Source organism: Nostoc sp. XA010, from assembly GCF_020829625.1.
Classification (GTDB): Bacteria; Cyanobacteriota; Cyanobacteriia; order Cyanobacteriales; family Nostocaceae; genus Nostoc.
This window is the reverse complement of sequence record NZ_JAIVFX010000001.1, coordinates 139,648-159,709: the sequence shown is the minus strand read 5'-3', so window position 1 is coordinate 159,709 and position 20,062 is coordinate 139,648. Positions and strand designations below refer to the sequence as shown.

Genomic DNA, 20,062 nt, shown 5'->3' with positions numbered 1-20,062 from the left:
AGTCAGGAGGAGTCAGTGCGCTGACTCCTGTATTCTGATTACTTTTATTATTGTTTTTCTTCTTCCTGATTGGTTTCGTCACTGGGAGTTTTCATCTCCTCCTTAAACCCTCGGAGGGTTTTGCCCAGTGCGGTTCCCAGTTCGGGAATTTTTTTTGGGCCAAAAATTAGAACAGCGACTATGCTAATTACAGCTATTTCTGGCCATCCCAGTCCAAACATATAAATTTCCTCTAAGGCTTCTGTAATTAAATATAGACATTGATGGCTCAAATCTCATAAGTTCTGCATTGATAAGCGCTATATCCTATTGCATAAACAGGCTATAAATAAATTCAATACAAGTAGGTCATTTATCTTCAAAAAATTTTTGCAAAGCAACATATCATAAGCGCTTTAGGGAACTCAAAAAATTAAATTACTCAATTCTTCCATCCAACAGGACTAGTAGATATTTTTTCCCCTGCTCCCCCTCTCCACCTGCTTCGTCTACTGTCTCACACTTATGATGGTTGACTCAGACCAGTCTGACTTCTTTATACTCATTTTCATGCAGCTATCAAAGCCGGAATCATCAGGGACATTGTTCGGGAAATATTGAGACGAATCTGGGCACAGGAGAGGCACTCCCTGTCCTAGCATTTAATGCTGAGTAGGAACAACCTTAGTTTGTTAATTGCAAAGTATATGAGCAGTTTCGAGGAACTGAGTCAGAAAACTTTGAATAAAGTTCATATAAGCCATGAAAGAACTTAGTAAAAAGGAGATTATCTGTGATTAAGAGTCTTGGATACGCAGCCCAAAGTGCAAGTACACCACTAGGCTTGTTCACTTTTGAGCGGCGAGAGTTAGGGCCGCACGACGTACAAATCGAGATCCTTTACTGTGGCGTGTGCCACTCGGATCTGCATACAGTCGCTAATGAGTGGAAAAATACGGTTTACCCTGTCGTACCTGGACATGAGATCGTTGGTCGTGTAGTGAAGATTGGTGAGCAGGTTTCCAAGTTCAAGGTAGGCGAGACTGCGGGCGTTGGTTGTATGGTCGATTCTTGCCGCACCTGTCCAAACTGCCGTGAGAGTTTTGAGCAGTACTGTAATAGCGAAATTATCTTTACCTACAACAGCCCAGAGAATCAGACAGGGAAAACGACTTATGGGGGTTATTCAAACCAGATAGTTGTGGATGAAAATTACGTGCTACGAGTTTCGGAAAAGCTGGATCTCGCTGGCGTTGCACCCCTGTTGTGCGCGGGGATCACGACGTACTCGCCTTTGCGCTACTGGAAAGTTGGCAAAGGCGATAAGGTGGGTATCGTCGGACTTGGTGGGTTGGGACACATGGGGCTAAAATTAGCCCACGCTTTTGGTGCTTACACTGTGCTGTTCACAACATCGTCAGGAAAGACCGAAGATGCCAAGCGCCTCGGAGCCGATGAAGTTGTAATTTCAAAAAACAGCGATGAGATGAATAAGCATATCAACAGCTTCGACTTCATTCTCAACACGGTTTCGGTATCGCACAATCTGGACGCATACACTCAGTTGCTTAAGCGTGGTGGTACGCTGTGTTTGCTTGGTGTACCGGAAAATCCGCACCCATCACCCAGCATTAGTAACTTGATTTTTAAGCGCCGAGTAATTGCCGGTTCGCTGATCGGCGGGATTCAGGAGACACAAGAGATGCTCGACTTTTGCGCTGAACACAATATCGTCAGTGACATTGAACTTATCCCTATTCAGAAGATCAACCAAGCATACGAGCGGATGCTAAAAAGCGATGTGAAGTACCGCTTTGTGATTGATATGGCATCGCTGAAGGAAGAATGACAGTAAAAAAATGCCATTGTCGCTTTTGATAGAAAGTTCTGAATTCTTTGCCTTTGTTTAGGGTGTAAGAAAAACGAATCAAAAAAGTCTGAGCGCCGAAAACCAACGCTCAGACTTTTTAATTAAGAATTAAATTAAATGATTAGCTTAACTCACTCCCCATTGGATTAGTAATTGGCAAACCTAGCCACTCACTTAATTCATGAGCTAACCATTCAAGTTCTACTTCGGATTTAATACCTACATCGTTTCCACTAATCTGATATTTTTGTAATCCTGAGCAAATATATAATTGTGCTGGAACGGCAACTCTAGTGTCTTGAGAGCCTTTAGTAAAGTGTTTTGGAATGTAAACCAACTTATTAACACTTTGCCTTGAGGATGGCCGGGGACGCTCAAACTTCCAACTAAACAACTCCCAGGTTAGGGTAATTTGTTCTGCATTCAGGCGTAAGCAGATGCGTCCAAACAAATTAAAGATAAATTTATACACCATAGAACAGCCAGCAGCCCAAAAAGGAAGTGAGAACAAGGCAAAGGGAATGTTGGCAGGAAAAGGGGCCGAGAGAGCGCCAATTGTCCAAAACAGGATAAATGAATTCCAGGCGATCGCAAATAAACCTGTGAATACTATTGATGGATGGAAACCAGATGGTGGAATGATAATTTCTAGAGAATCCCAATTTTTGGTTAGTTGAATCTTACTCCCGTCTGGTTTACGAACAACTAAAGCAGGTAAATTAGTCGCTTGTGGTTTATCTAAGGCTACTATCGCACCAGCCGCAGAACTAAAACGCCCTTCTAAACTGGGTTCAATCATCCACTTTAGCCAATTACTAAAGCTGGGACTGACATTAGCCGCTTGTTCAAACTGAATGCGAAAATCCTTTTGCGGTAAATCGGCTGGGTGATTACCCGTCATTAAATAAATTAAGGTTGCGCCTAAACTATAAAGGTCAGATGCTGCAACAGTACGTCCGCCAAATTGCTCTGGTGGCATATAGCCATAAGTTCCTACCACAGTTCTTGTCCCGCTTTCTGTAGCGAGGACAGTCTGTACTGAGCCAAAATCTACCAAATAAACTTGACCAACACTATTACCAGAACGCTCCCCTAATAAAATATTGCTAGGCTTAATATCACGGTGAATTACAGGCGGATGTAACTCATGTAGGTAAATAAGAATCTCTAAAAGCGCTTTGGCTATCTGTTTGACTTCAGCTTCTGTAAAAGTTCGCCCACTTTGTAAATATTGCTCTAAAGTTTTTGCTGGGATATAAGTTTGTACGAGCGCAAATCCTTTGATGGTTAGTAAATTTACCTCAAAATAGTTTAAATACTGAGGAATTAAGGGATGTGACAAAGATTTTAAAGTTTCAGCTTCCCGCTCAAACAGCTTGAGTGAATCCCATTCAAAGTCATCGCCAAAAGAGAGTAACTTAATGACAACTAATTCCTGAGTTTGCAAATCACGAGCTAGCAAAGTCCGCCGCCCTGCTTTTTTTCCTAGTAGCTGCTGAACTTCGTAGCGATCGCCTAATATTTCGCCAATCATTATGGTTTCTTCTAATGCTACGGTTGAAAAGTTTTTAGAGCTTATAGCTTTTCAATTTGGCAAATCCATATCTTTAGTATAATTGCGTAATTTTATGCCCTCCCAACTTTGGCCTTATATTACCCCTGGTATTCCCGATGAATTGTTTGAAAATTTGCCAGGAATTCCCCTGAGTCAGCGAGAAGTCCGACTGCTGTTAATTGCCCAACTGCGACTAAAATCAGATTCTGTGTTGTGGGACATTGGCGCAGGCACGGGTACAATTCCGGTAGAGGTGGGGCTGTTGTGTCCAGGTGGAAAGATTATCGCTATAGAAAGGGATGAAGAAGTAGCTAATCTGATCAAGCGTAACTGCGATCGCTTTGATGTGAAAAACGTCGAAGTAATTGAAGGTAGCGCCCCAGAGTGTTTACACGATCTTAAAGTTACACCTCACCGCGTTTGTATCGAGGGAGGACGGCCCATTCAAGAGATTCTGCAAACAGCATGGGATTATTTGCCCCCATCCGGTCGGGTTGTAGCTACAGCTGCTAATCTAGAAAGTCTGTATGCTATTTCTCAGAGCTTTTCTCTGTTAAGGGCTAGAAATATCGAAGTCGTCCAGTCTGCCGTTAACCGCTTAGAGACGCGTGGCTTTTCTCAAACCTTTACCGCCGTTGATCCCATTTTTATCCTCAGTGGTGAGAAACTAGACTAAATCCAAAATACTTCTATGCCTTGGTCTCGGATTATTAGTGGAATTGTTGCGATCGCTCTTGCTCTTTCTGCAACCCTTTTGGGGGGTTGGTACTTTACCATCATCTTTGCAGTTATCATTTTTTTGGGTCAACAGGAATATTTTAATTTAGTACGAGCCAGAGGCATCGCTCCCGCTGCTAAAACCACTATGGCTGTCAGCCAAGTTCTGCTGGTAATTTGTACCCTTGATGGCAGTTTAGCTGACGCTGTGATGCCCATAGCTGGCACACTTATTTGTTTTTACCTACTGTTTCAGCCCAAATTTGCCACGATCGCTGATGTTTCCGCTTCTATTATGGGGCTATTTTACGTAGGTTATTTGCCGAGTTACTGGGTGCGATTACGAGCAATTGATACTGCTGCTTTTAGCAATCTTCCTTTTGGAGGTTATTGGCCCACAACCTGGACAGATTTATGGGAAAAGGCAAATTCTGCTTTTTTACCACAAGGTTTTACAGCAACACTGCTGACTTTTTTGTGTATTTGGGCAGCCGATATCGGCGCTTACACTATTGGCAAATTTTTTGGGAAAACCCGTCTGTCTGATATTAGTCCGAAAAAAACTGTAGAAGGTGCTGTTTTTGGCATTACTTCAAGTGTTGCTGTAGCCATAGCAGGAGCCTATTATCTGCACTTGCCCAGATCCCCCTTCACTGGTTTAGCATTGGGTTTACTGATTGGCATTGCTAGTCTTTTAGGGGATCTTACGGAGTCTATGCTCAAGCGCGATGCTGGAGTCAAAGATTCTGGGCAGTTAATCCCTGGACATGGTGGTATTTTAGACCGTACTGATAGTTATATTTTCACTGCTCCGTTGGTATATTATTTTGTGACACTACTGTTGCCGTTACTGTAGCGGTTTTCAGTAACAGATGAACTACCCACAGTTGGCTTCGCCTGAACTGTGGGTTTCTACATCCCTCAGTTCGTTTTTAGCGAAGACTTCCACAGATTTTTGACGCTTCAACGCCCCTAGTTGCTTCATACTTCCAGCTTGCTTACGCGCCTTGGTGCATGAAGTAGAGCTAGATGGCTCTGCGTCTGCGGGGCTAGTTCCTAACCCCGGTAGAGTGCCTTTCGCCCAATAAAGCATTACTTCGGCAGCAGCGATATCTCTATCCTGACGATAGCTACAAACACAGCACTCATGTACTCGAATATTGAGTGTTTTCTTGTGTTGGTGTCCACATTTAGGGCAGGTTTGAGAAGGTTTTACCTGAGGTGTTGGAACTTCTACGAATAGACCACCAATCTGTTCTATTTTGTATTTGATAGTACTGCGTAGCATTCCAAATCCGACATCAAGTATCGACTTATTTAGTCCAGCCTTTTGTTTTTTGCGTTTGCCCTTTTTAGCTTTTCGGGTCATGTTCTTTACAACTAGAGTTTCAGTCGCTACCATGCTGCTACTGCTGGTTATTTTTGCAGCGACTTGATGAACCCAATTCTGCCTCTGGTTAGCAACTTTGCGTTTTAGTTTGCTAACTTTGACAGCAGCTTTTTTCCATCTTCTAGAAGCAAGTATTTTCTTTTTTCTATTCGGTTGGCGCTTCCTTCTTTTCTCCTTAGATGCTTTTGTCCACTTAAGTGGACTGAAATTCTTGTTTAGTCCTCTGAAGAGGACTTAAGGTATAAGCAAGAGGAATTCTATTCCGAAGCGCGATCGCAACGAAGCGCGGGATTGTGTTTATCCTCCCTTCAATCGAATAACTGGAATTCTATTCCAAGGCGCGATCGCAACGAAGCGGGGGATTGTCCTATTGCTCTCTCATCCCCTGAGAGCCGCTATATCATTTAAAATAATGTATTAGCATTTTTTAATTTCTTATCATCAAGGGTTAACGTTAATCCGCCCACGACACACTAGCTTGCCTGGGATCAGCGTTAGTTCTTGGATATCGACATCTGAGCCAAGATCCAAATTGTACTCATGATTGGCCTCTAATATCTCCCCCTGGTCGGGCTTGATTTTTATGTGTGCCAGTTGCAACTCATGCCCACTGAGTAACTGTGAGCTTAGACAAATCTCCAGAGGAATTGTTTCACTATTGGTTACTCTCAGACCTCGCAGTATAATTTGGTTGTTATCAAGGATAATTTTTTGCCAATTTATTGGTTGTGACTTTGGGCAATGTGTTGGTAAAACTTTAACCAGCAAATCGCTCAAAGCATTAGATAATAAGTCAGATGAGAGAGAAGTATTAAGATCCTTCTCGTCTACGATCAAATCGCCAACCACTGATACTGTTTCTAACAGTCTTAGCGGTTTTCCCTTGAGTACCGAGCCAATATTTATCCGAATATTTTCTGCTATTAATTGAATTTGTGTAATTAGGAGACCTTGATAAATTGCATCAGTAGCAAAAATAGATACTGACGGGATACGTCCAGAGAGAATTTGGCGATCGCTCGCTTTAATCTCCACTTCTAAGTCCGATATTTGGCTCACTTGCGCTCTCAACCAGAGCTTTAGTGCTGTTGTGAGTACCTGCGTAATTATGCGTATTTTATTAGCATTTGTTGTGTTGAAATTTTGCTCTGGCATCTAAGGAATCTGTTTATGAATATTTGCTTAACAATCGAACAGAAATTAAATAAGTCTTAAATGTAACATTTATGTCTACTAGCTACAAAATGCAAATATCATTTAATTGTTAACAGTAAATAAGCAATTCCACATGGAGGCACGGTTACAAAAAATTCTCGCTCAATGGGGTATCGCCTCACGTCGTGAAGCCGAAGAAATGATTAGGCACTCACGGGTGCGGATAAATGGGGTATTGGCACATTTAGGTCAAAAAATTGATCCCGAAAAAGATGCGATCGCAATTGATGGTAAGCCTGTATCTAAAAAGCAGCGTCCGGCTTTAATATATTTATTGCTGCACAAACCAAGGGGTGTGGTTTCGACTTGCTACGACCCTCACCGCAGACCAACAGTCCTGGATCTACTACCGAAAGAATTACGGGAGGGTACAGGTATTCACCCAGTTGGGCGTTTAGATGCAGATTCTACAGGAGCATTAATCCTGACCAATGACGGAAATCTGACATTTGGACTAACCCATCCCCGCCACAGCATTTCCAAGACATATCGTGTTTTGGTAGAAGGACATCCTCCAGAAACAGTACTGAAAATGTGGCGTCAGGGTGTGATGTTGGAGGGTAGAAAAACCAGGCCCGCTAAGGTACAGCTAATAGAACATCGTGGCGAGCAAAGCTTTTTAGAAATAGTGTTGCAGGAGGGAAGAAATCGCCAAATTCGCCGGATAGCTCAACAGTTAGGATACCCAGTAATCAAGCTGCATCGGACTGCTATAGGCCCAATTCAATTACAAACTCCAAAAGAACCTTTTTTGGAAGAGGGTAAATATCGTTCCCTCAAAGATCATGAGATTCACTTTTTGCAAGATCAAATAACACAACCTAAAAAAGATTCTGTGGAGTTAAGGAGTGTCAGTAGGCATGAAATGGCTAACAAAGAAGAATAATAACCAGCCATCAATTTCATTAGAGCAACAACGAGCCGAAAAATTGGCAGAAATGGGCGCTCAACTTTGGGCATTGCGTCAAGAACAGGGATTATCTCTAGAGCAAATGGTTGCATTAACTAGGATTCCCCAGCGATTATTGCAGGCGATCGAAGAAGGTAATTTAAACGATCTGCCAGAACCAGTCTATATACAGGGTTTAATCAGGCAATTCGCCGATGCACTAGGTTTGAATGGAGTAGAATTTTCTGGCACTTTTCCGATTAGTTCTGCACAAGTGAACCCTCAAGGTATAAAGAATAATTCACCCCTTAATCAACTACGTCCAATTCATCTTTACTTTCTTTACATATTGCTAATTGTATGCTCTGTAAATGGCTTATCTCAGTTATTAAATAACGCAGTATTACAAGCAAGTACAACTAATAATCAAAATCAGCCATCTCCAAAACAAAAGTCTATTGTTAAACCAGCAATAGCCCAAGTAAAAGAATCAGTGGAGGTTCAATCACTTAACGATACCCTTAGCGCCGTCCAACAGGGAAAAGCTGTACAGATTGGTGTCACTTTGAAAGCGTCATCTTGGATTCGCGTAGTAGCCGATGGCAAAACCGAGTTTGAGGGTACTCTCCCAGAGGGAAGTCACCGGATTTGGAAAGCCCAAGAGCAACTCACAGTGAAAACTGATAATGCTGGTGGCGTGTTAATGAGCGTCAATCAAGAAAAAGCCAAGGAAATGGGAGAACCGGGGAAAGAGGAAGAAGTTAGAATTGCTGCAAAACCTAAGTTTTGAAATATGGGGCATGGGCATGGGGCATTGGTTATTTTTTCTTCCCCTGCTCCCCCTGCTTCCTCATCTCCCCCTGCCGCCCTGCCTTATTGCCCTTCCGGGGCGCGTCCATTGAGTCTGGTAAGAACTTTCAAGCGATCGCGTAATTCATCTCTCAACGCTTCTGCTTGATAGCGCCACCCCCAGTTACCCTCAGCAGTACTAGGAAAATTCATCCGCGCTTCGTTTCCTAAACCCAAAATATCTTGCAAGGGAATAATCGCTTGGTTAGCTATGGAACTCAAAGCTAGGCGAATTAAATCCCAGTGGATGCCTTCAGGACTAACACAACCTAAATAAAGCAACAGGTTTTGCTTTTCGTAGTCGCTGGCTGAATTGAACCAGCCTACAGTTGTGTCGTTATCGTGAGTGCCCGTATAAACTACAGCATTTCGCGGGTAATTGAATGGTAAGAATGGATTACCGGGATCAGAACCAAAGGCAAACTGTAAAACCTTCATCCCAGGAAATTCATACTTGTCTCGTAGTGCTTCTACTTCTGGTGTAATTACTCCCAAATCTTCCGCCAAGACGGGTAGCTTGCCCAACTTCTGCCTAATCGCTTCAAAAAAAGCATCTCCAGGCGCTTCCACCCATTTGCCATTCATGGCAGTTTCTTCGCCTTTGGCTACTGACCAATAAGCCTCAAAGCCCCGGAAGTGGTCAATGCGAATTATGTCTACATAATCCAGCATTGCCTCAAAGCGCTGTACCCACCATTTAAAGTCTTGTTTTTGTAATTCCTCCCAGTTATAAACCGGGTTGCCCCACAATTGACCGGTGGCGCTAAAGTAATCTGGTGGGACTCCTGCCATTTGGGCGGCAACTCCTGTCTCTTCGTCTAAGCAAAAGATGTCGGGATGTGCCCACACGTCGGCACTATCATGAGATACGTAGATGGGGATATCGCCGATAATGTCAATACCGCGCATGTTGGCGTAGCTTTTCAGGTCTGACCACTGCCGGAAAAACTCAAATTGGACGAACTTGTAATAAAAAATCTCCCCATTGAGTCGATGCTGTACTTGCTCTAATGCTTGTGGATCGCGCTTGACAAATTCTGGCTCCCATGTGTGCCAGCTTGCATTTTCGTGGGCATCTTTCAGCGCCATAAATAAGGCATAATTATCTAGCCAATAGGCTTTACTGTCACAAAAACCTGCAAACTCGTTTTTTTGGATGTCCGTAGCATTCACTTTAAAGTTTTCACAGGCTTTTTTGAGTAGCCCAATCTTAATCGGCACAACCTGGTCGAAGTCTACCTTTTCTACCGGAAATCCTGGTAAATTAGCAAAGTCTTCTTCAGTGAGCAAACCCTCATCTCGCAGTTTTTCTGGGCTAACTAGCAGAGGATTTCCCGCCATTGCCGAGTAGCACATATAGGGGGAATTACCGTATCCAGTGGGTCCCAAAGGTAAAACTTGCCAATATTGTTGATGAGTATCTTTAAGAAAATCGATGAAGCGATAGGCTTCTAAGCCTAAATCTCCAACGCCAAATCGGCTGGGAAAGGAGGTAGGATGCAGCAAAATACCACTGGATCTAGGAAAGGGCATATTTAACCTGAATTATGAGAGGGAGCAATTATCTGATGGACACGCTATGCGATCGCCCAAGGGGCAGTGGCAAAGCCAATCGCATCGAATTTATCACGGAACAGTATTTGCACGGTAAATCAAGTAAACTCATCTTGTTTGTCATTTGTCATTTGTCCTTTGTCCTTGGCTAATGACTAATGACTAATGATTAATGACCAATGACTAATTAACTATGACTTACCGAAATCCTGCACCAACAGTTGATATCATCATTGAACTAGTAGATCGACCTCATCGGCCAATAGTGTTAATTGAAAGACATAATCTACCCTTAGGTTGGGCTATTCCTGGTGGTTTTGTGGATTATGGCGAAGCGGTGGAAGTGGCGGCCCGGCGAGAAGCTGAGGAAGAAACGGGTTTGCAGGTGGAGTTAGTTGAACAATTACTGGTGTATTCTGACCCCGATCGCGATCCGCGTCAGCATACCATTAGCATTGTGTTTTTGGCGACAGCGACGGGTGAACCTGTAGCTGGGGATGATGCTAAGGGTGTAGGAGTTTTTGAGTATTGGCGTGTGCCTGGTAATTTATGTTTTGACCACGATCGCATTCTGCGAGATTATTGGCGATTTCGGCATTATGGGATACGTCCGAGGTTGGGGTAGGAGGAGCGAACCGCAGAGGCGCAGAGAGCGCGGAGAGAAGAGGAGAGGAATACCTGTGACACAAAGATTTTGTGATTATACTGTGTCAGTGGTATTTAAAGGTGCATTATGGACGCTGAGGAAGTTTTGGAGAAATACGCAGCAGGACAACGGAACTTTCAAGGAGCAAAACTGAGAAATGTAGACTTCAGAAATACAGACCTGATTCAAATAGACTTATCAAATGCCGACTTAACTGGTGCAAATTTTAAAGGTGCAGATTTAAGTAAGGCAAACCTGACAGAGGCAATAATTAACGGAAGCGATTTTAGTAAGGCATGTCTGACAGCCGCAAATTTCAGTAAAGTGAATGGTACAGAAATTTGGTGGAAGCGCGAACTGCTACAGCCGTCAGCAAACTTTAGTGGTGCAAACTTAAGCAGTGTTAACTTAAGTGGAGCAAATCTAAGTAGTGCAAACTTAAGTCACGCAAACTTAGACAAGGCAGATTTGAGTAATGCAAATTTGAGTAGTGCAAAACTGAGAGAAGTTTCCTTAGCAGAAGCAGACTTGAATAATTCAACACTCAGAAGTGTAGACTTCAATGGAGTTTCTTTAGTAGGAGCGAATTTGAGCCGAGCTAACTTAGAGGGCGTAAACTTTCAAAAGGCAAATCTACTGGGTGCTAAACTGCAAGCAGTAAATTTACAAAGTTTTAATCTATCAGGCTTAAATCTGACTGAGGCTGATCTGGCTGGAGCGAATCTTGCACATGCAAACCTCAAACAATCTTGTCTCCAAAGGGCAAATTTGGAGAGAGCAGTTCTGCAAGGAGCAGATTTGAGAAAGGTAAATTTGAAGGAAACTAACTTGACCAGAGCAGACTTGACTGATGCTACTACTTATGGATGGCTAATTGAGGATGCTGACTTCAGTCGTGCAATAATGCCAGATGGAGAGATTTACAAACCGATCGCTTCTGAAGCGGAAATCGGTAAACAAGAAACATCGTTAGAGAAAGTAATATCTATGACCCGTAAAGTAATTAATACTGATAACGCACCCGCACCAGTCGGCCCTTATAATCAAGCGATCGCAGCTTCAGGTCAATTTGTATTCGTCGCAGGACAAATTGCCATCGATCCCCGCCTTGGTGATGTCGTCTACACTGATGATGTCAAAAAACAAACTGAGCAAGTATTAGCTAATCTTGAAGCCATCCTCACAGCAGCTGGTGCGACTTTTCAAGATGTGGTGAAAACCACTGTATTTTTAGCTGATATGAATGATTTCGCGGCGGTGAATGCCGTTTATGCTAAATATTTTCCAGAAGATACAGCCCCAGCACGGGCTTGTGTGCAGGTATCGCGCTTACCTAAAGATGTGTTGGTAGAAATTGATGCGATCGCTGTAATTAGCGGTTAGTACCAATACACTCACAAAAGAAGCCTACAATACAAACAAACTAGGCTTCATTATTGACTTTTCTTCTTAAAAGCTATAAATCTTCTTTAGGGTTAATTAAAATTAATTAGCAAAAAAACTAAGAAAACTTCCTAATGGAGAGTTGCAAATGAGTGTTAGGAAAAAGAGTTTATTGGGTGCTGGTGCTGCATTTGCAGTACTTACAGGTTTAGTAGTCAGCACAGTAGGGGCTATGCAGGCAACGATCGCCAACCCCACCACTAATCAACAGACACCACGCTTACTTGCTCAAGGGCAGAAGACTTTAACAATAGTTTTTCCCAGTCGTGCTGATTCTACAGACTTGCAAAATAAGGCAAATGCGGTAGGAGCTTTTTTATCGAAAGAGTTAGGGATTCCAGTTGTCGCCCAAGTTGGTGATGATACAGCTGCTGTGGAAGCTTTGAGAGCAAATCGGGCTGATGTCGCTTTTTTAAGTAGCCGTCCGGCTTTAAAAGCAAAACAATTAGCAAACGCCAGCTTGTATCTAGCCGAAGTTCGCTCCACTTATTCTGGAAGATACACCTATAGCTCAACATTTGTTGTCCCTAACAATAGTCCTCTAAAAACTCAAAATTCAGCTAAAGCGACTTTAGAACAACTGCGGGGCAAGAAAATTGCTTTTACTTCCCCAACTTCTGGCTCTGGGTTTATTATCCCTGTCGCTGAGTTGGTCAAACAAAAATTTGTACCCAACCGCGATCGCTTAGATGGTTTCTTTAGTCAAATTTCTTACGGCGGTAACTACAGCAAAGCCTTGCAAGCAGTTGTGCGCGGTCAAGCTGATGTGGCTGTTGTGTCAGAATATGCTCTGAATCCACCTTATATCACCGCCCAAGAGAAGAATCAGTTACGGGTTCTGCACAAAATTAATGGTGTACCTGCCCACGGTATTGCCATTGATGATGATGTTCCAACTCCAACACGGGAAAAACTCATCAACGCCTTACTGAAATTAAATAAGTCGGAAAATAATAAATTGTTACGCGACTTGTATAATTCCACAGAATTAGTGCGAATTAACCACGATCGTCACCTAGCAACCATCCGTAATGCTCTGCAAATTGCTGGGATTGAACCATAATTAAGTTAACAGTTATTCAGTGAACATCTTGAATAACTGTTAGCAGATGTTTTGAAAGTGATCGGCTGTAATTTTAGGCACTTCTAGATCCCCCCTAACCCCCCTTCAAAAAGGGGGAACCGGAATCAAAGTCCCCCAATTGATCAGGGGATTTAGGGGGATCTAAAACGTTTTCCTAACGACCAAAGAACTTTTAAAACATCCTCTTAGCAGATAAATAAATTTCTATGAATGATTATGTTATTGAGTGTCATAACCTAGAGACAGCTTATGCTGCATCTCTGAATCGTCCTATTCTCAACGGGATTAATTGCCAGATTAAACGGGGTGAATTTGTGGTTTTGCTGGGGCTAAACGGTGCTGGTAAGTCTACATTACTACGATCGCTAGTTGGACTAGTACCATCAGTGAGAGGAGAATTGCTCGTTAATAATGTTGAGATGAATCCCCGAACACTGCCAAAAATTCGGCGCGATGTTGGGATGTTATTTCAAGGTGGCGGATTGATTCGGCAGTTATCAGCACTGGAAAATGTCTTGTGCGGATGCCTTGGTAAAAGAACAACTTGGCAGACACTGTTGGGATTTTCCAAACGCGATCGCATGTTGGCACTAAATTTATTAGAACAGTTAGGACTCTTAGAGTTAGCTTTTCAAAGAACCAGTCAATTAAGTGGTGGACAGCAACAACGAGTAGCGATCGCCCGGACTTTAATTCAATCACCGCAAATTCTCTTAGTCGATGAACCCATCACAGGCTTAGATGTTGTAGCATCGCAACAAGTCATGGAAACTCTATCCCAATTGCACACTCAGCAAGGCATGACTATTGTTGCAGTTTTACACGATTTGGGAATCGCAGAAAAATATGCCCAACAAGCGATCGTCTTAGATGCTGGACGCGTCATTTACCAAGGACTTTGTGATAACTTACAAGCTAAATTTGCGAAAGTTTCCGGTTGAGTGGGATTTGATTTAACAAAACAGAATACATGCGTCAGTCGCCATAATTCAAAATTCATTCTGACTCCTGAATTCTTCTTCAATACAGTATGAGTTCCTTTTTTAAGTTAAAACGCTTACGTTTCTACCCTTGGCTGAGTTCTCTACTCATCTTATTAATTGTCGTAGTAGTTTATGGTTGGGCTTTGCGAGGACTCAAACTCGATTTTGAACTGCTAAGTTCTAGCTGGCCATATATCACCGATTTTATTACCCGGTTATTTCCTCCCGATTGGAAAGTTTTAGATATTGCAGTTAAGGCACTAATTGAAACTGTACAGATGTCTTTATGGGGAACTACCATTGGAGCAATTCTTTCTGTACCGATTGCTATAGCTAGCGCCAGCAATATTGCGCCTGGGTGGTTGCGATCGCTAGCTAATTTACTGCAAAATACTGTACGTTCTGTCCCCTCAATTATTCTGGGGCTAATTTTTGTTGCCGCCACTGGCTTAGGCGCACCAGCAGGAACTTTAGCTTTGGGAATCTACACCATCGGCTACCTTGCCAAATTTTATCAACAGGCAATTGAAGCCGTTGATCCGCGTTCTCTTGAATCCTTGCAAGTTATCGGAGCCTCCAAGTTACAGATTGCTCAATACGGCATTTTCCCTCAAGTGTTACCTCTGGGATTGGGTTACACCTTTTGGATGTTTGAGTACAACATTCGTGCTGCTTCTGTCTTGGGTGTAGTTGGTGCAGGTGGTATTGGCTTTCAGTTGAAAAGTTACATTGACGGGTTCGAGTACACCAAAGCAACAACCATGATGTTAGTGCTTTTGGTAGTCGTCACAGTAATTGATGCTTTTAGTAGCCAATTACGTCATCGGCTCGATTCTATGTAACAAATTCTTGGTGTCTTATTGGTAGCCTGTCTTGAAAACTAATGCGATCACTCGCTTCCAATACGGTTCGGTTAAGATCCCCCCGCCTACGGCGACCCCCTTAAAAAGGGGGTAAAAGAGGCTTGGAAGCCCCCCTTTTTAAGGGGGGTTGGGGGGATCTTCAAAATATGAAAACGTTAACCGAACCGTATTGCGATCGCTTCTACAACTTTGGGAATACTGGAATTAAGTACCCTAAAGGAGTATTAAAAATGTCAGAAAATCGTATCAGTGCCAGCCTAGCCCCAGCAGATAAAGAAGCAGTCATGCAGGCGATCGCTACAATTAGAGAAAAGTTACCGTTTTTGGTAGATTTGACCCCTGAAGATCGGCGAACAATGCTGAAGATGGGAGATAAAAGTCGGGCTTTTGTCAGCAAAGCCTTAGAGGTTGCGACACAAAACCCTAACTTTTTGCCCCGTTCTTTTGATTTAGAAGAGATGCGCCGAGATTTAGAAATATATGAGGACTTGTATCCGGTGCTATTGTCTCTAACCCAACTGCAAGAATTAGTGGATGATACCTGTATAGCCTCTGCTAGCGAAGCATACGCAGCAGCATTAGCAGTTTATAGCTATGCCAAAGCTAGCGGTGATGTCGCAGGTTTAGATGCAGTAATTGATGAGATGGGACGCAGGTTTAACCGCCGTTCTAAGAAAAAGAAACCCGAAGTCTCAGTTAGCTAAAGCTTGCAATAGGCAATTATACCAGTTGTCAACTTGGTAAAATACACATCATTTGTTGGGGCATAACAATGTTATGCCCTTTTTGCGTTTTGTATTCAAACATTTTTGAAACCAGCGTAGGCGGGTTTTGTCTGTGTAGTTGCGATTTCTGTAGCGCATCTCGTTTATCTAAAATATACTTTGACCTCACTTCCATTCCTCTCCCCTACAAGGGTAGAGGCTTTGAATCTTACTCCCCAACGCTCGTAGGGAAGGGGCTGGGGGTTAGGTCTGTATTGGACTCCATTGAGAAGCGTTAAGTCGCCAGGGCATTTTTGAGCTTCAGAAGGTCAAAGTCGAGCCTCAGAAGGCCAAAGTTGAGCCTCAGAAGGTCAAAGTTGAGCCTCAGAAGGTCAAAGTTGAGCCTCAGAAGGTCAACGTCGAGCCTCAGAAGGTCAACGTCGAGCCTCAGAAGGTCAAAGTTGAGCCTCAGAAGGTCAAAGTTGAGCCTCAGAAGGTCAACGTCGAGCCTCAGAAGGTCAAAGTTGAGCCTCAGAAGGTCAAAGTCGAGCCTCAGAAGGTCAATGCATAAAAATTACCCAGGCAAAGTCCAGTAAATTCCGAAATACACCTTGTATATTTAGTAGTTATTCTGTAAGCATTCGTATCTCAAAATTGAATCTTGTAATGAACCCGCAAAATAAGCCCAAGAATCTACAAGATAAACTTAAGCAACTTCAGCAATTAGGTTTTGTGGGTCGTGAAGACCAAGTAAACCAATTTCGTCAAAATCTAGCATTACCTCCAGAAGACGATCGCCGTCGTTTTCTGTATAACGTTTGGGGTCAAGGTGGAGTTGGTAAAAGTACTCTGCTGCGACAGTTTCGTAAAATTGCTGAGAAAACTGCTGTTGTCCTGTTTTTTGATACTTATGAACGCACCGGAGAATTCCTAGATAACTGGCTACGAGAAATTTTGGAGGGTCGCCACGGTGAAGTCTCTCTCAATATATTGATAACCATAGCTGGTCGGCAGGAATTAGATAAAAATCATTGGGAACCTTACGAGGGGGTAATAGTTCGTTTCCCTCTGGAACCCTTTACAGAAGAAGAAGCCCAACAATATCTAACTCGGAAAGGCATTACAGACAATCGCATTATTGAAGTGATTTTGCGCCTTTCTGGAAACTTACCTCTGCTAGTGGGAATGCTAGCAGATGCTCATCCCAATGACCCCAAACAGGTAATTGAGCCTAGCAGTAATGCTGTAGAGCGCTTCTTCAAATGGATTGACGACCCCAAGCGGCGACAAATGGCGCTCGATGCTGCTATTCCTCGGTGTTTAAATCAGGATGTTATAGCTAAGTTGAGAGGAGAAAAAGAAGCTGATGAGCTATTTACTTGGCTGAAAGAAACATCCTTTGTCAACGAACGTACCGACGGCTGGGCTTATCATGATGTAGTCAAAACCCAAATGTTACGCCACAAGCGCCTTTCATCACCACAAAGTTGGGCTGACATACATGGTAAGTTGGCAGAATATTACGACAGCCTACGGAACGATCTGCAATTGGAGGAACATAAAAAACAGCGCGATCCTAGCTGGCAAAGTCATACATTAAACGTGTTGTACCACAATTTATGTCAGTCACCGCAAAAGAATTTATCTTTAGCTATTAATGAATTTCTCGCTGCTCTCAAAAATCAACGCAAATTTCTCCAACAATATGCAGAAACAATGCTATAGGCTGGTAAAGATGTCGATTCCTCTGAAGTTCAGCGTTGGGGTGAGCAATTAGCGAGTGGGTTAAAAGCTTATGAAGAAAAACGCTATGAAGTTCCGGCTGAAATGCTTACAACTTTTTTGAGCAATGCTAATCTTGAGTCCAAGTGGCGTGCAGTTGTTTTAGATTGGCGTAGTTATATTTACTCCCAATCTAATCAATACTCAAAAGCTCTAGAAGATTTAACTGAGGCTATCAAGTTAGCGCCTGAAGAAGTTGAGTATTTAACAGTTCGAGGGATGACTTATTGCCAAATGCAGCGCTACCCCGAAGCACTACAAGACTTAAACCGTGTTATCGAGCTTAACCCAAATTATCAATGGGCGATCGCCAATCGGGGTATTACTTACCGTCGCATGTACCGTTATGAAGAAGCATTGCAAGACTGTAACCACGCCATTGAACTTGACCCCAATGACCAATGGACACTGGCACATCGAGGTGTCACTTACTGCTATATGCAGCGTTATCTTGAATCACTGCAAGACTTAAACCACGCCATTAAACTTGACCCGGATTATCAATGGGCGATCGCCAGTAGAGGTGATACTTACCGCTATATGCAACGCTGTGTATGATAATTCCAGGAATTCCACGTTTATATTTACAAAAATTTATGTTAAAGTGAATTAACATAGACTGCAAGCAATGATTGTGTTTGCAGCTAATAACAGCGATGTCTACGACGGGCTACGCCTACGCCTACGTTTCACAGGAGATAATTACCTATGAATTTGATAGACGCTATACTGCTAACGCTGCTCAACATTGCTGCTTGCATGGCGTTTCCTAAGCTTTTAGCTCTTTTTGTGGGCAATAAAACTAAACTTACTGAAGCGTTGCCAAATGCTTCCAAATTACAAGCAGCTAAAATTGAACTTACTAGTTTTCCTTATTGTACAACTTATGCATTGACAGGAAGCCAATTCTGTAAATTTAGTCCTGATTTTTGTCGTAATTGTTCTCCAAATTGATGGACAAATTGCCAGTCAATTATTTTAAAAATTAGGTGAGGTAGATAAACTACCTCACCTAATTTTTGGCAACACAACAGGATTTCTAGCCTAATGTCTACCTAAGTCATTAGTCCACGAGATGCCGCGCTCACTCTTTGATGTGGTTTAAATTAGTCCGATATGATTAGTTTTTTCGCCCCCTAAGAGCGAGGTATGTACCAAAAAATCTTTATCAAATAGGATTGCTATAATGCCTATATTTGAAAAATTTATTATTTGCAACTTGCTAGTCATATTCTTTTTCTGGTACTCTAAAAGCTGCATATTTCCATTCATTACCTTCTAAATATTCAATTTTAAATTCTCCTTTAGTTAATAAAGTCATATCTTTAAGTTTTACTATCGCATTTTCCCCTAATAAAATACATTCAGAATTACTAGTGTTAGGTTGGTTTGGTGTTGTATTTATCTGATTAATAACTTTACGCTGCAATTCTTGATACTGTTGCTCACTTATTAGTTTAGAATCGTATAGCTTTTTTATATCTCGTAATTGGGTTTCTATATCTGAGCCACCTTGATTTGATACATTATCTATTTTACAAGAATCTGGTTTAAAAGCAATTTTCCTGACAGGATGATCCCACCATTTAGAAGCTTGAGTTAACCAATTAGTTGTTCTTGTGGTATGTACTACTTTTACTTGATTATCACTTATTTCTAAACGTACCCAATCAGTTGATCTTTTTTGAATCAAACCAGCAAATCCCCAAGACAAAACACTTCCTACTGAAACACCAGAATCTGCTAGACGAAGCTTAATAACTCTAGGTTCTATAGCTTGTGCTATTTTAATTTGAGCCGAAGTTATAAAGCTAATATTATTAGCAAGCAAAGCCGGATTTTTTTCTGTCGCAGTGGAAGGCTTTAGTGCTGTAGAATTTGCAAATAATACTGCTGCTATCAAAATGCTAACTTTAGTGCTCATGATTATTTTGTATTATTTATTTTACTGAGCTACATGTAAATTAATATACTATAGGAATTAATTTAAGCTTGTCAAGAAAATACTATTTAAGGCTAGCCTGTTCGAGGTGGATAACAATTTTAGAAATTTAACTTCTTACCTCTGTGTTCTCTGCGCCTTTGTGGTTAAATTAATTACTTTTTAACCGCAGAGGCACAGAAAATGACACTTGCGTGGGCGAGTTTCTCGACTTGAGAGAGAAAAAATATATCTTACTAGTCACCTTGAAATCATAAGAATATATTTAGTTAGCTTATATGTAATAAATGAGATTCAAAATGCTGGTTTTGAGCAATTGTACTAACTTTGCTGCAAACTAAAAATATAGTCAACACCAATTTTCAAACGGAGAAGATTAATACATGAGTTTAATCGATGGTATCTTACTGACGCTGCTAAATACTGTTGCTTGCCTAGCGCTGCCTAAATTGCTAGCAATTCTATCTGCGAAAAGCCAAAATACTCCAACATCATCATCTGCTGCAATCTGAAATCCCCAGCTTTTCTTAACATAAGCTGACTATCTATAGATATCGCCTTGATGAGGAGAAAATTTATTTATTGGTGCAAGGCGAT

The 20,062-nt window shown here is 42.1% G+C and carries 21 protein-coding genes and 1 pseudogene; 16 read left to right on the top strand and 6 right to left on the bottom strand.

Going from position 1 to position 20,062, the window contains the following annotated elements; genetic code table 11:
* Positions 1-47 precede the first annotated feature (47 nt).
* On the bottom strand, positions 48-221 hold the full coding sequence (tatA, locus tag LC608_RS00680; RefSeq protein ID WP_229552066.1) for a twin-arginine translocase TatA/TatE family subunit: 174 nt from the start codon (positions 219-221) through the stop codon (positions 48-50).
* A 551-nt stretch (positions 222-772) separates the two neighbouring features.
* Between tatA and LC608_RS00675 the strand changes: the two genes are divergently transcribed.
* Positions 773-1,828: an NAD(P)-dependent alcohol dehydrogenase gene (locus tag LC608_RS00675; RefSeq protein ID WP_229551699.1), complete on the top strand. Its 1,056-nt coding sequence runs from the start codon at positions 773-775 to the stop codon at positions 1,826-1,828.
* A 142-nt stretch (positions 1,829-1,970) separates the two neighbouring features.
* Here the strand turns inward: LC608_RS00675 and LC608_RS00670 are convergent, their stop codons facing one another.
* Complete coding sequence (locus tag LC608_RS00670; protein ID WP_229551698.1) at positions 1,971-3,383, bottom strand: serine/threonine-protein kinase; 1,413 nt, start codon at positions 3,381-3,383, stop codon at positions 1,971-1,973.
* 94 nt (positions 3,384-3,477) lie between these two features.
* Between LC608_RS00670 and cbiT the strand changes: the two genes are divergently transcribed.
* Both cbiT and LC608_RS00660 read left to right on the top strand, forming a co-directional pair.
* A complete protein-coding gene (gene cbiT, locus LC608_RS00665) occupies positions 3,478-4,080 on the top strand; it encodes a precorrin-6Y C5,15-methyltransferase subunit CbiT (protein WP_229551697.1) in 603 nt (200 codons plus the stop codon).
* A gap of 15 nt (positions 4,081-4,095) precedes the next feature.
* Positions 4,096-4,977 carry a phosphatidate cytidylyltransferase gene (locus LC608_RS00660; RefSeq protein WP_229551696.1) on the top strand — a complete coding sequence of 294 codons (882 nt, stop codon included), beginning with the start codon at positions 4,096-4,098 and terminating at the stop codon, positions 4,975-4,977.
* A 21-nt stretch (positions 4,978-4,998) separates the two neighbouring features.
* Here LC608_RS00660 and LC608_RS00655 read toward each other — a convergent pair.
* Together LC608_RS00655 and LC608_RS00650 are read right to left on the bottom strand one after the other, a co-directional pair.
* A pseudogene (locus LC608_RS00655) lies at positions 4,999-5,706 on the bottom strand (RNA-guided endonuclease InsQ/TnpB family protein); the annotation flags it as partial.
* Positions 5,707-5,952: 246 nt separating this feature from the next.
* Positions 5,953-6,666, bottom strand: a complete 714-nt coding sequence (locus LC608_RS00650) for a DUF2993 domain-containing protein (protein WP_229551695.1) — start codon at positions 6,664-6,666, stop codon at positions 5,953-5,955.
* A 133-nt stretch (positions 6,667-6,799) separates the two neighbouring features.
* On the opposite strand from LC608_RS00650, the gene LC608_RS00645 reads away from it, so the two are divergent.
* Entirely contained in the window at positions 6,800-7,612 is an 813-nt protein-coding gene (locus LC608_RS00645) for a pseudouridine synthase (RefSeq protein ID WP_229551694.1), read from the top strand.
* Entirely contained in the window at positions 7,587-8,405 is an 819-nt protein-coding gene (locus LC608_RS00640; RefSeq protein WP_229551693.1) for a RodZ family helix-turn-helix domain-containing protein, read from the top strand. The genes LC608_RS00645 and LC608_RS00640 overlap by 26 nt, the downstream gene beginning before the upstream one ends.
* 83 nt (positions 8,406-8,488) lie before the next feature.
* On the opposite strand, the gene malQ is transcribed toward LC608_RS00640, so the two are convergent.
* Positions 8,489-9,997 (bottom strand): 4-alpha-glucanotransferase, encoded by a 1,509-nt coding sequence (malQ, locus tag LC608_RS00635; protein WP_229551692.1) that lies wholly within the window; start codon positions 9,995-9,997, stop codon positions 8,489-8,491.
* A gap of 14 nt (positions 9,998-10,011) precedes the next feature.
* On the opposite strand from malQ, the gene LC608_RS00630 reads away from it, so the two are divergent.
* The 10 genes from LC608_RS00630 to LC608_RS00585 all read left to right on the top strand — a co-directional run bounded on the left by LC608_RS00630 (position 10,012) and on the right by LC608_RS00585 (position 18,477).
* Positions 10,012-10,170 (top strand): hypothetical protein, encoded by a 159-nt coding sequence (locus tag LC608_RS00630; RefSeq protein ID WP_229551691.1) that lies wholly within the window; start codon positions 10,012-10,014, stop codon positions 10,168-10,170.
* Positions 10,171-10,211: 41 nt separating this feature from the next.
* A complete protein-coding gene (locus LC608_RS00625) occupies positions 10,212-10,643 on the top strand; it encodes an NUDIX hydrolase (RefSeq protein ID WP_229551690.1) in 432 nt (143 codons plus the stop codon).
* Between the two features lie 108 nt (positions 10,644-10,751).
* Positions 10,752-12,047 carry a Rid family detoxifying hydrolase gene (locus LC608_RS37160; RefSeq protein ID WP_229551689.1) on the top strand — a complete coding sequence of 432 codons (1,296 nt, stop codon included), beginning with the start codon at positions 10,752-10,754 and terminating at the stop codon, positions 12,045-12,047.
* Between the two features lie 148 nt (positions 12,048-12,195).
* Positions 12,196-13,170, top strand: a complete 975-nt coding sequence (locus LC608_RS00615; RefSeq protein WP_229551688.1) for a phosphate/phosphite/phosphonate ABC transporter substrate-binding protein — start codon at positions 12,196-12,198, stop codon at positions 13,168-13,170.
* Between the two features lie 227 nt (positions 13,171-13,397).
* On the top strand, positions 13,398-14,132 hold the full coding sequence (locus LC608_RS00610; protein ID WP_229551687.1) for a phosphonate ABC transporter ATP-binding protein: 735 nt from the start codon (positions 13,398-13,400) through the stop codon (positions 14,130-14,132).
* An 89-nt stretch (positions 14,133-14,221) separates the two neighbouring features.
* On the top strand, positions 14,222-15,016 hold the full coding sequence (phnE, locus tag LC608_RS00605) for a phosphonate ABC transporter, permease protein PhnE (RefSeq protein ID WP_229551686.1): 795 nt from the start codon (positions 14,222-14,224) through the stop codon (positions 15,014-15,016).
* A 251-nt stretch (positions 15,017-15,267) separates the two neighbouring features.
* Positions 15,268-15,741: a hypothetical protein gene (locus LC608_RS00600; protein WP_229552065.1), complete on the top strand. Its 474-nt coding sequence runs from the start codon at positions 15,268-15,270 to the stop codon at positions 15,739-15,741.
* Between the two features lie 666 nt (positions 15,742-16,407).
* A complete protein-coding gene (locus LC608_RS00595) occupies positions 16,408-17,466 on the top strand; it encodes an ATP-binding protein (RefSeq protein WP_229551685.1) in 1,059 nt (352 codons plus the stop codon).
* Positions 17,467-17,568: 102 nt separating this feature from the next.
* Positions 17,569-18,081 (top strand): tetratricopeptide repeat protein, encoded by a 513-nt coding sequence (locus tag LC608_RS00590; protein ID WP_229551684.1) that lies wholly within the window; start codon positions 17,569-17,571, stop codon positions 18,079-18,081.
* A 150-nt stretch (positions 18,082-18,231) separates the two neighbouring features.
* Positions 18,232-18,477, top strand: coding sequence for a hypothetical protein (locus LC608_RS00585; RefSeq protein WP_229551683.1), 246 nt, complete (start codon positions 18,232-18,234; stop codon positions 18,475-18,477).
* Between the two features lie 268 nt (positions 18,478-18,745).
* Here LC608_RS00585 and LC608_RS00580 read toward each other — a convergent pair whose 3' ends face one another.
* A complete protein-coding gene (locus tag LC608_RS00580) occupies positions 18,746-19,447 on the bottom strand; it encodes a hypothetical protein (RefSeq protein ID WP_229551682.1) in 702 nt (233 codons plus the stop codon).
* Positions 19,448-19,848: 401 nt separating this feature from the next.
* Here LC608_RS00580 and LC608_RS36725 point away from each other — a divergent pair, with 401 nt between their 5' ends.
* Positions 19,849-19,977, top strand: a complete 129-nt coding sequence (locus LC608_RS36725) for a hypothetical protein (protein ID WP_267870924.1) — start codon at positions 19,849-19,851, stop codon at positions 19,975-19,977.
* The last annotated feature ends 85 nt before the right edge of the window (positions 19,978-20,062 follow it).

Excerpts from the sequence above, each read along its gene's own strand:
- tatA (WP_229552066.1), bottom strand. The coding sequence starts at position 221 with ATGTTTGGACTGGGATGGCCAGAAATAGCTGTAATTAGCATAGTCGCT.
- LC608_RS00670 (WP_229551698.1), bottom strand. The coding sequence starts at position 3,383 with ATGATTGGCGAAATATTAGGCGATCGCTACGAAGTTCAGCAGCTACTA.
- cbiT (WP_229551697.1), top strand. The coding sequence starts at position 3,478 with ATGCCCTCCCAACTTTGGCCTTATATTACCCCTGGTATTCCCGATGAA.
- LC608_RS00660 (WP_229551696.1), top strand. The coding sequence starts at position 4,096 with ATGCCTTGGTCTCGGATTATTAGTGGAATTGTTGCGATCGCTCTTGCT.
- LC608_RS00650 (WP_229551695.1), bottom strand. The coding sequence starts at position 6,666 with ATGCCAGAGCAAAATTTCAACACAACAAATGCTAATAAAATACGCATA.
- LC608_RS00645 (WP_229551694.1), top strand. The coding sequence starts at position 6,800 with ATGGAGGCACGGTTACAAAAAATTCTCGCTCAATGGGGTATCGCCTCA.
- LC608_RS00640 (WP_229551693.1), top strand. The coding sequence starts at position 7,587 with ATGAAATGGCTAACAAAGAAGAATAATAACCAGCCATCAATTTCATTA.
- malQ (WP_229551692.1), bottom strand. The coding sequence starts at position 9,997 with ATGCCCTTTCCTAGATCCAGTGGTATTTTGCTGCATCCTACCTCCTTT.
- LC608_RS00630 (WP_229551691.1), top strand. The coding sequence starts at position 10,012 with ATGAGAGGGAGCAATTATCTGATGGACACGCTATGCGATCGCCCAAGG.
- LC608_RS00625 (WP_229551690.1), top strand. The coding sequence starts at position 10,212 with ATGACTTACCGAAATCCTGCACCAACAGTTGATATCATCATTGAACTA.
- LC608_RS37160 (WP_229551689.1), top strand. The coding sequence starts at position 10,752 with ATGGACGCTGAGGAAGTTTTGGAGAAATACGCAGCAGGACAACGGAAC.
- LC608_RS00615 (WP_229551688.1), top strand. The coding sequence starts at position 12,196 with ATGAGTGTTAGGAAAAAGAGTTTATTGGGTGCTGGTGCTGCATTTGCA.
- LC608_RS00610 (WP_229551687.1), top strand. The coding sequence starts at position 13,398 with ATGAATGATTATGTTATTGAGTGTCATAACCTAGAGACAGCTTATGCT.
- phnE (WP_229551686.1), top strand. The coding sequence starts at position 14,222 with ATGAGTTCCTTTTTTAAGTTAAAACGCTTACGTTTCTACCCTTGGCTG.
- LC608_RS00600 (WP_229552065.1), top strand. The coding sequence starts at position 15,268 with ATGTCAGAAAATCGTATCAGTGCCAGCCTAGCCCCAGCAGATAAAGAA.
- LC608_RS00595 (WP_229551685.1), top strand. The coding sequence starts at position 16,408 with ATGAACCCGCAAAATAAGCCCAAGAATCTACAAGATAAACTTAAGCAA.
- LC608_RS00590 (WP_229551684.1), top strand. The coding sequence starts at position 17,569 with ATGCTTACAACTTTTTTGAGCAATGCTAATCTTGAGTCCAAGTGGCGT.
- LC608_RS00585 (WP_229551683.1), top strand. The coding sequence starts at position 18,232 with ATGAATTTGATAGACGCTATACTGCTAACGCTGCTCAACATTGCTGCT.
- LC608_RS00580 (WP_229551682.1), bottom strand. The coding sequence starts at position 19,447 with ATGAGCACTAAAGTTAGCATTTTGATAGCAGCAGTATTATTTGCAAAT.
- LC608_RS36725 (WP_267870924.1), top strand. The coding sequence starts at position 19,849 with ATGAGTTTAATCGATGGTATCTTACTGACGCTGCTAAATACTGTTGCT.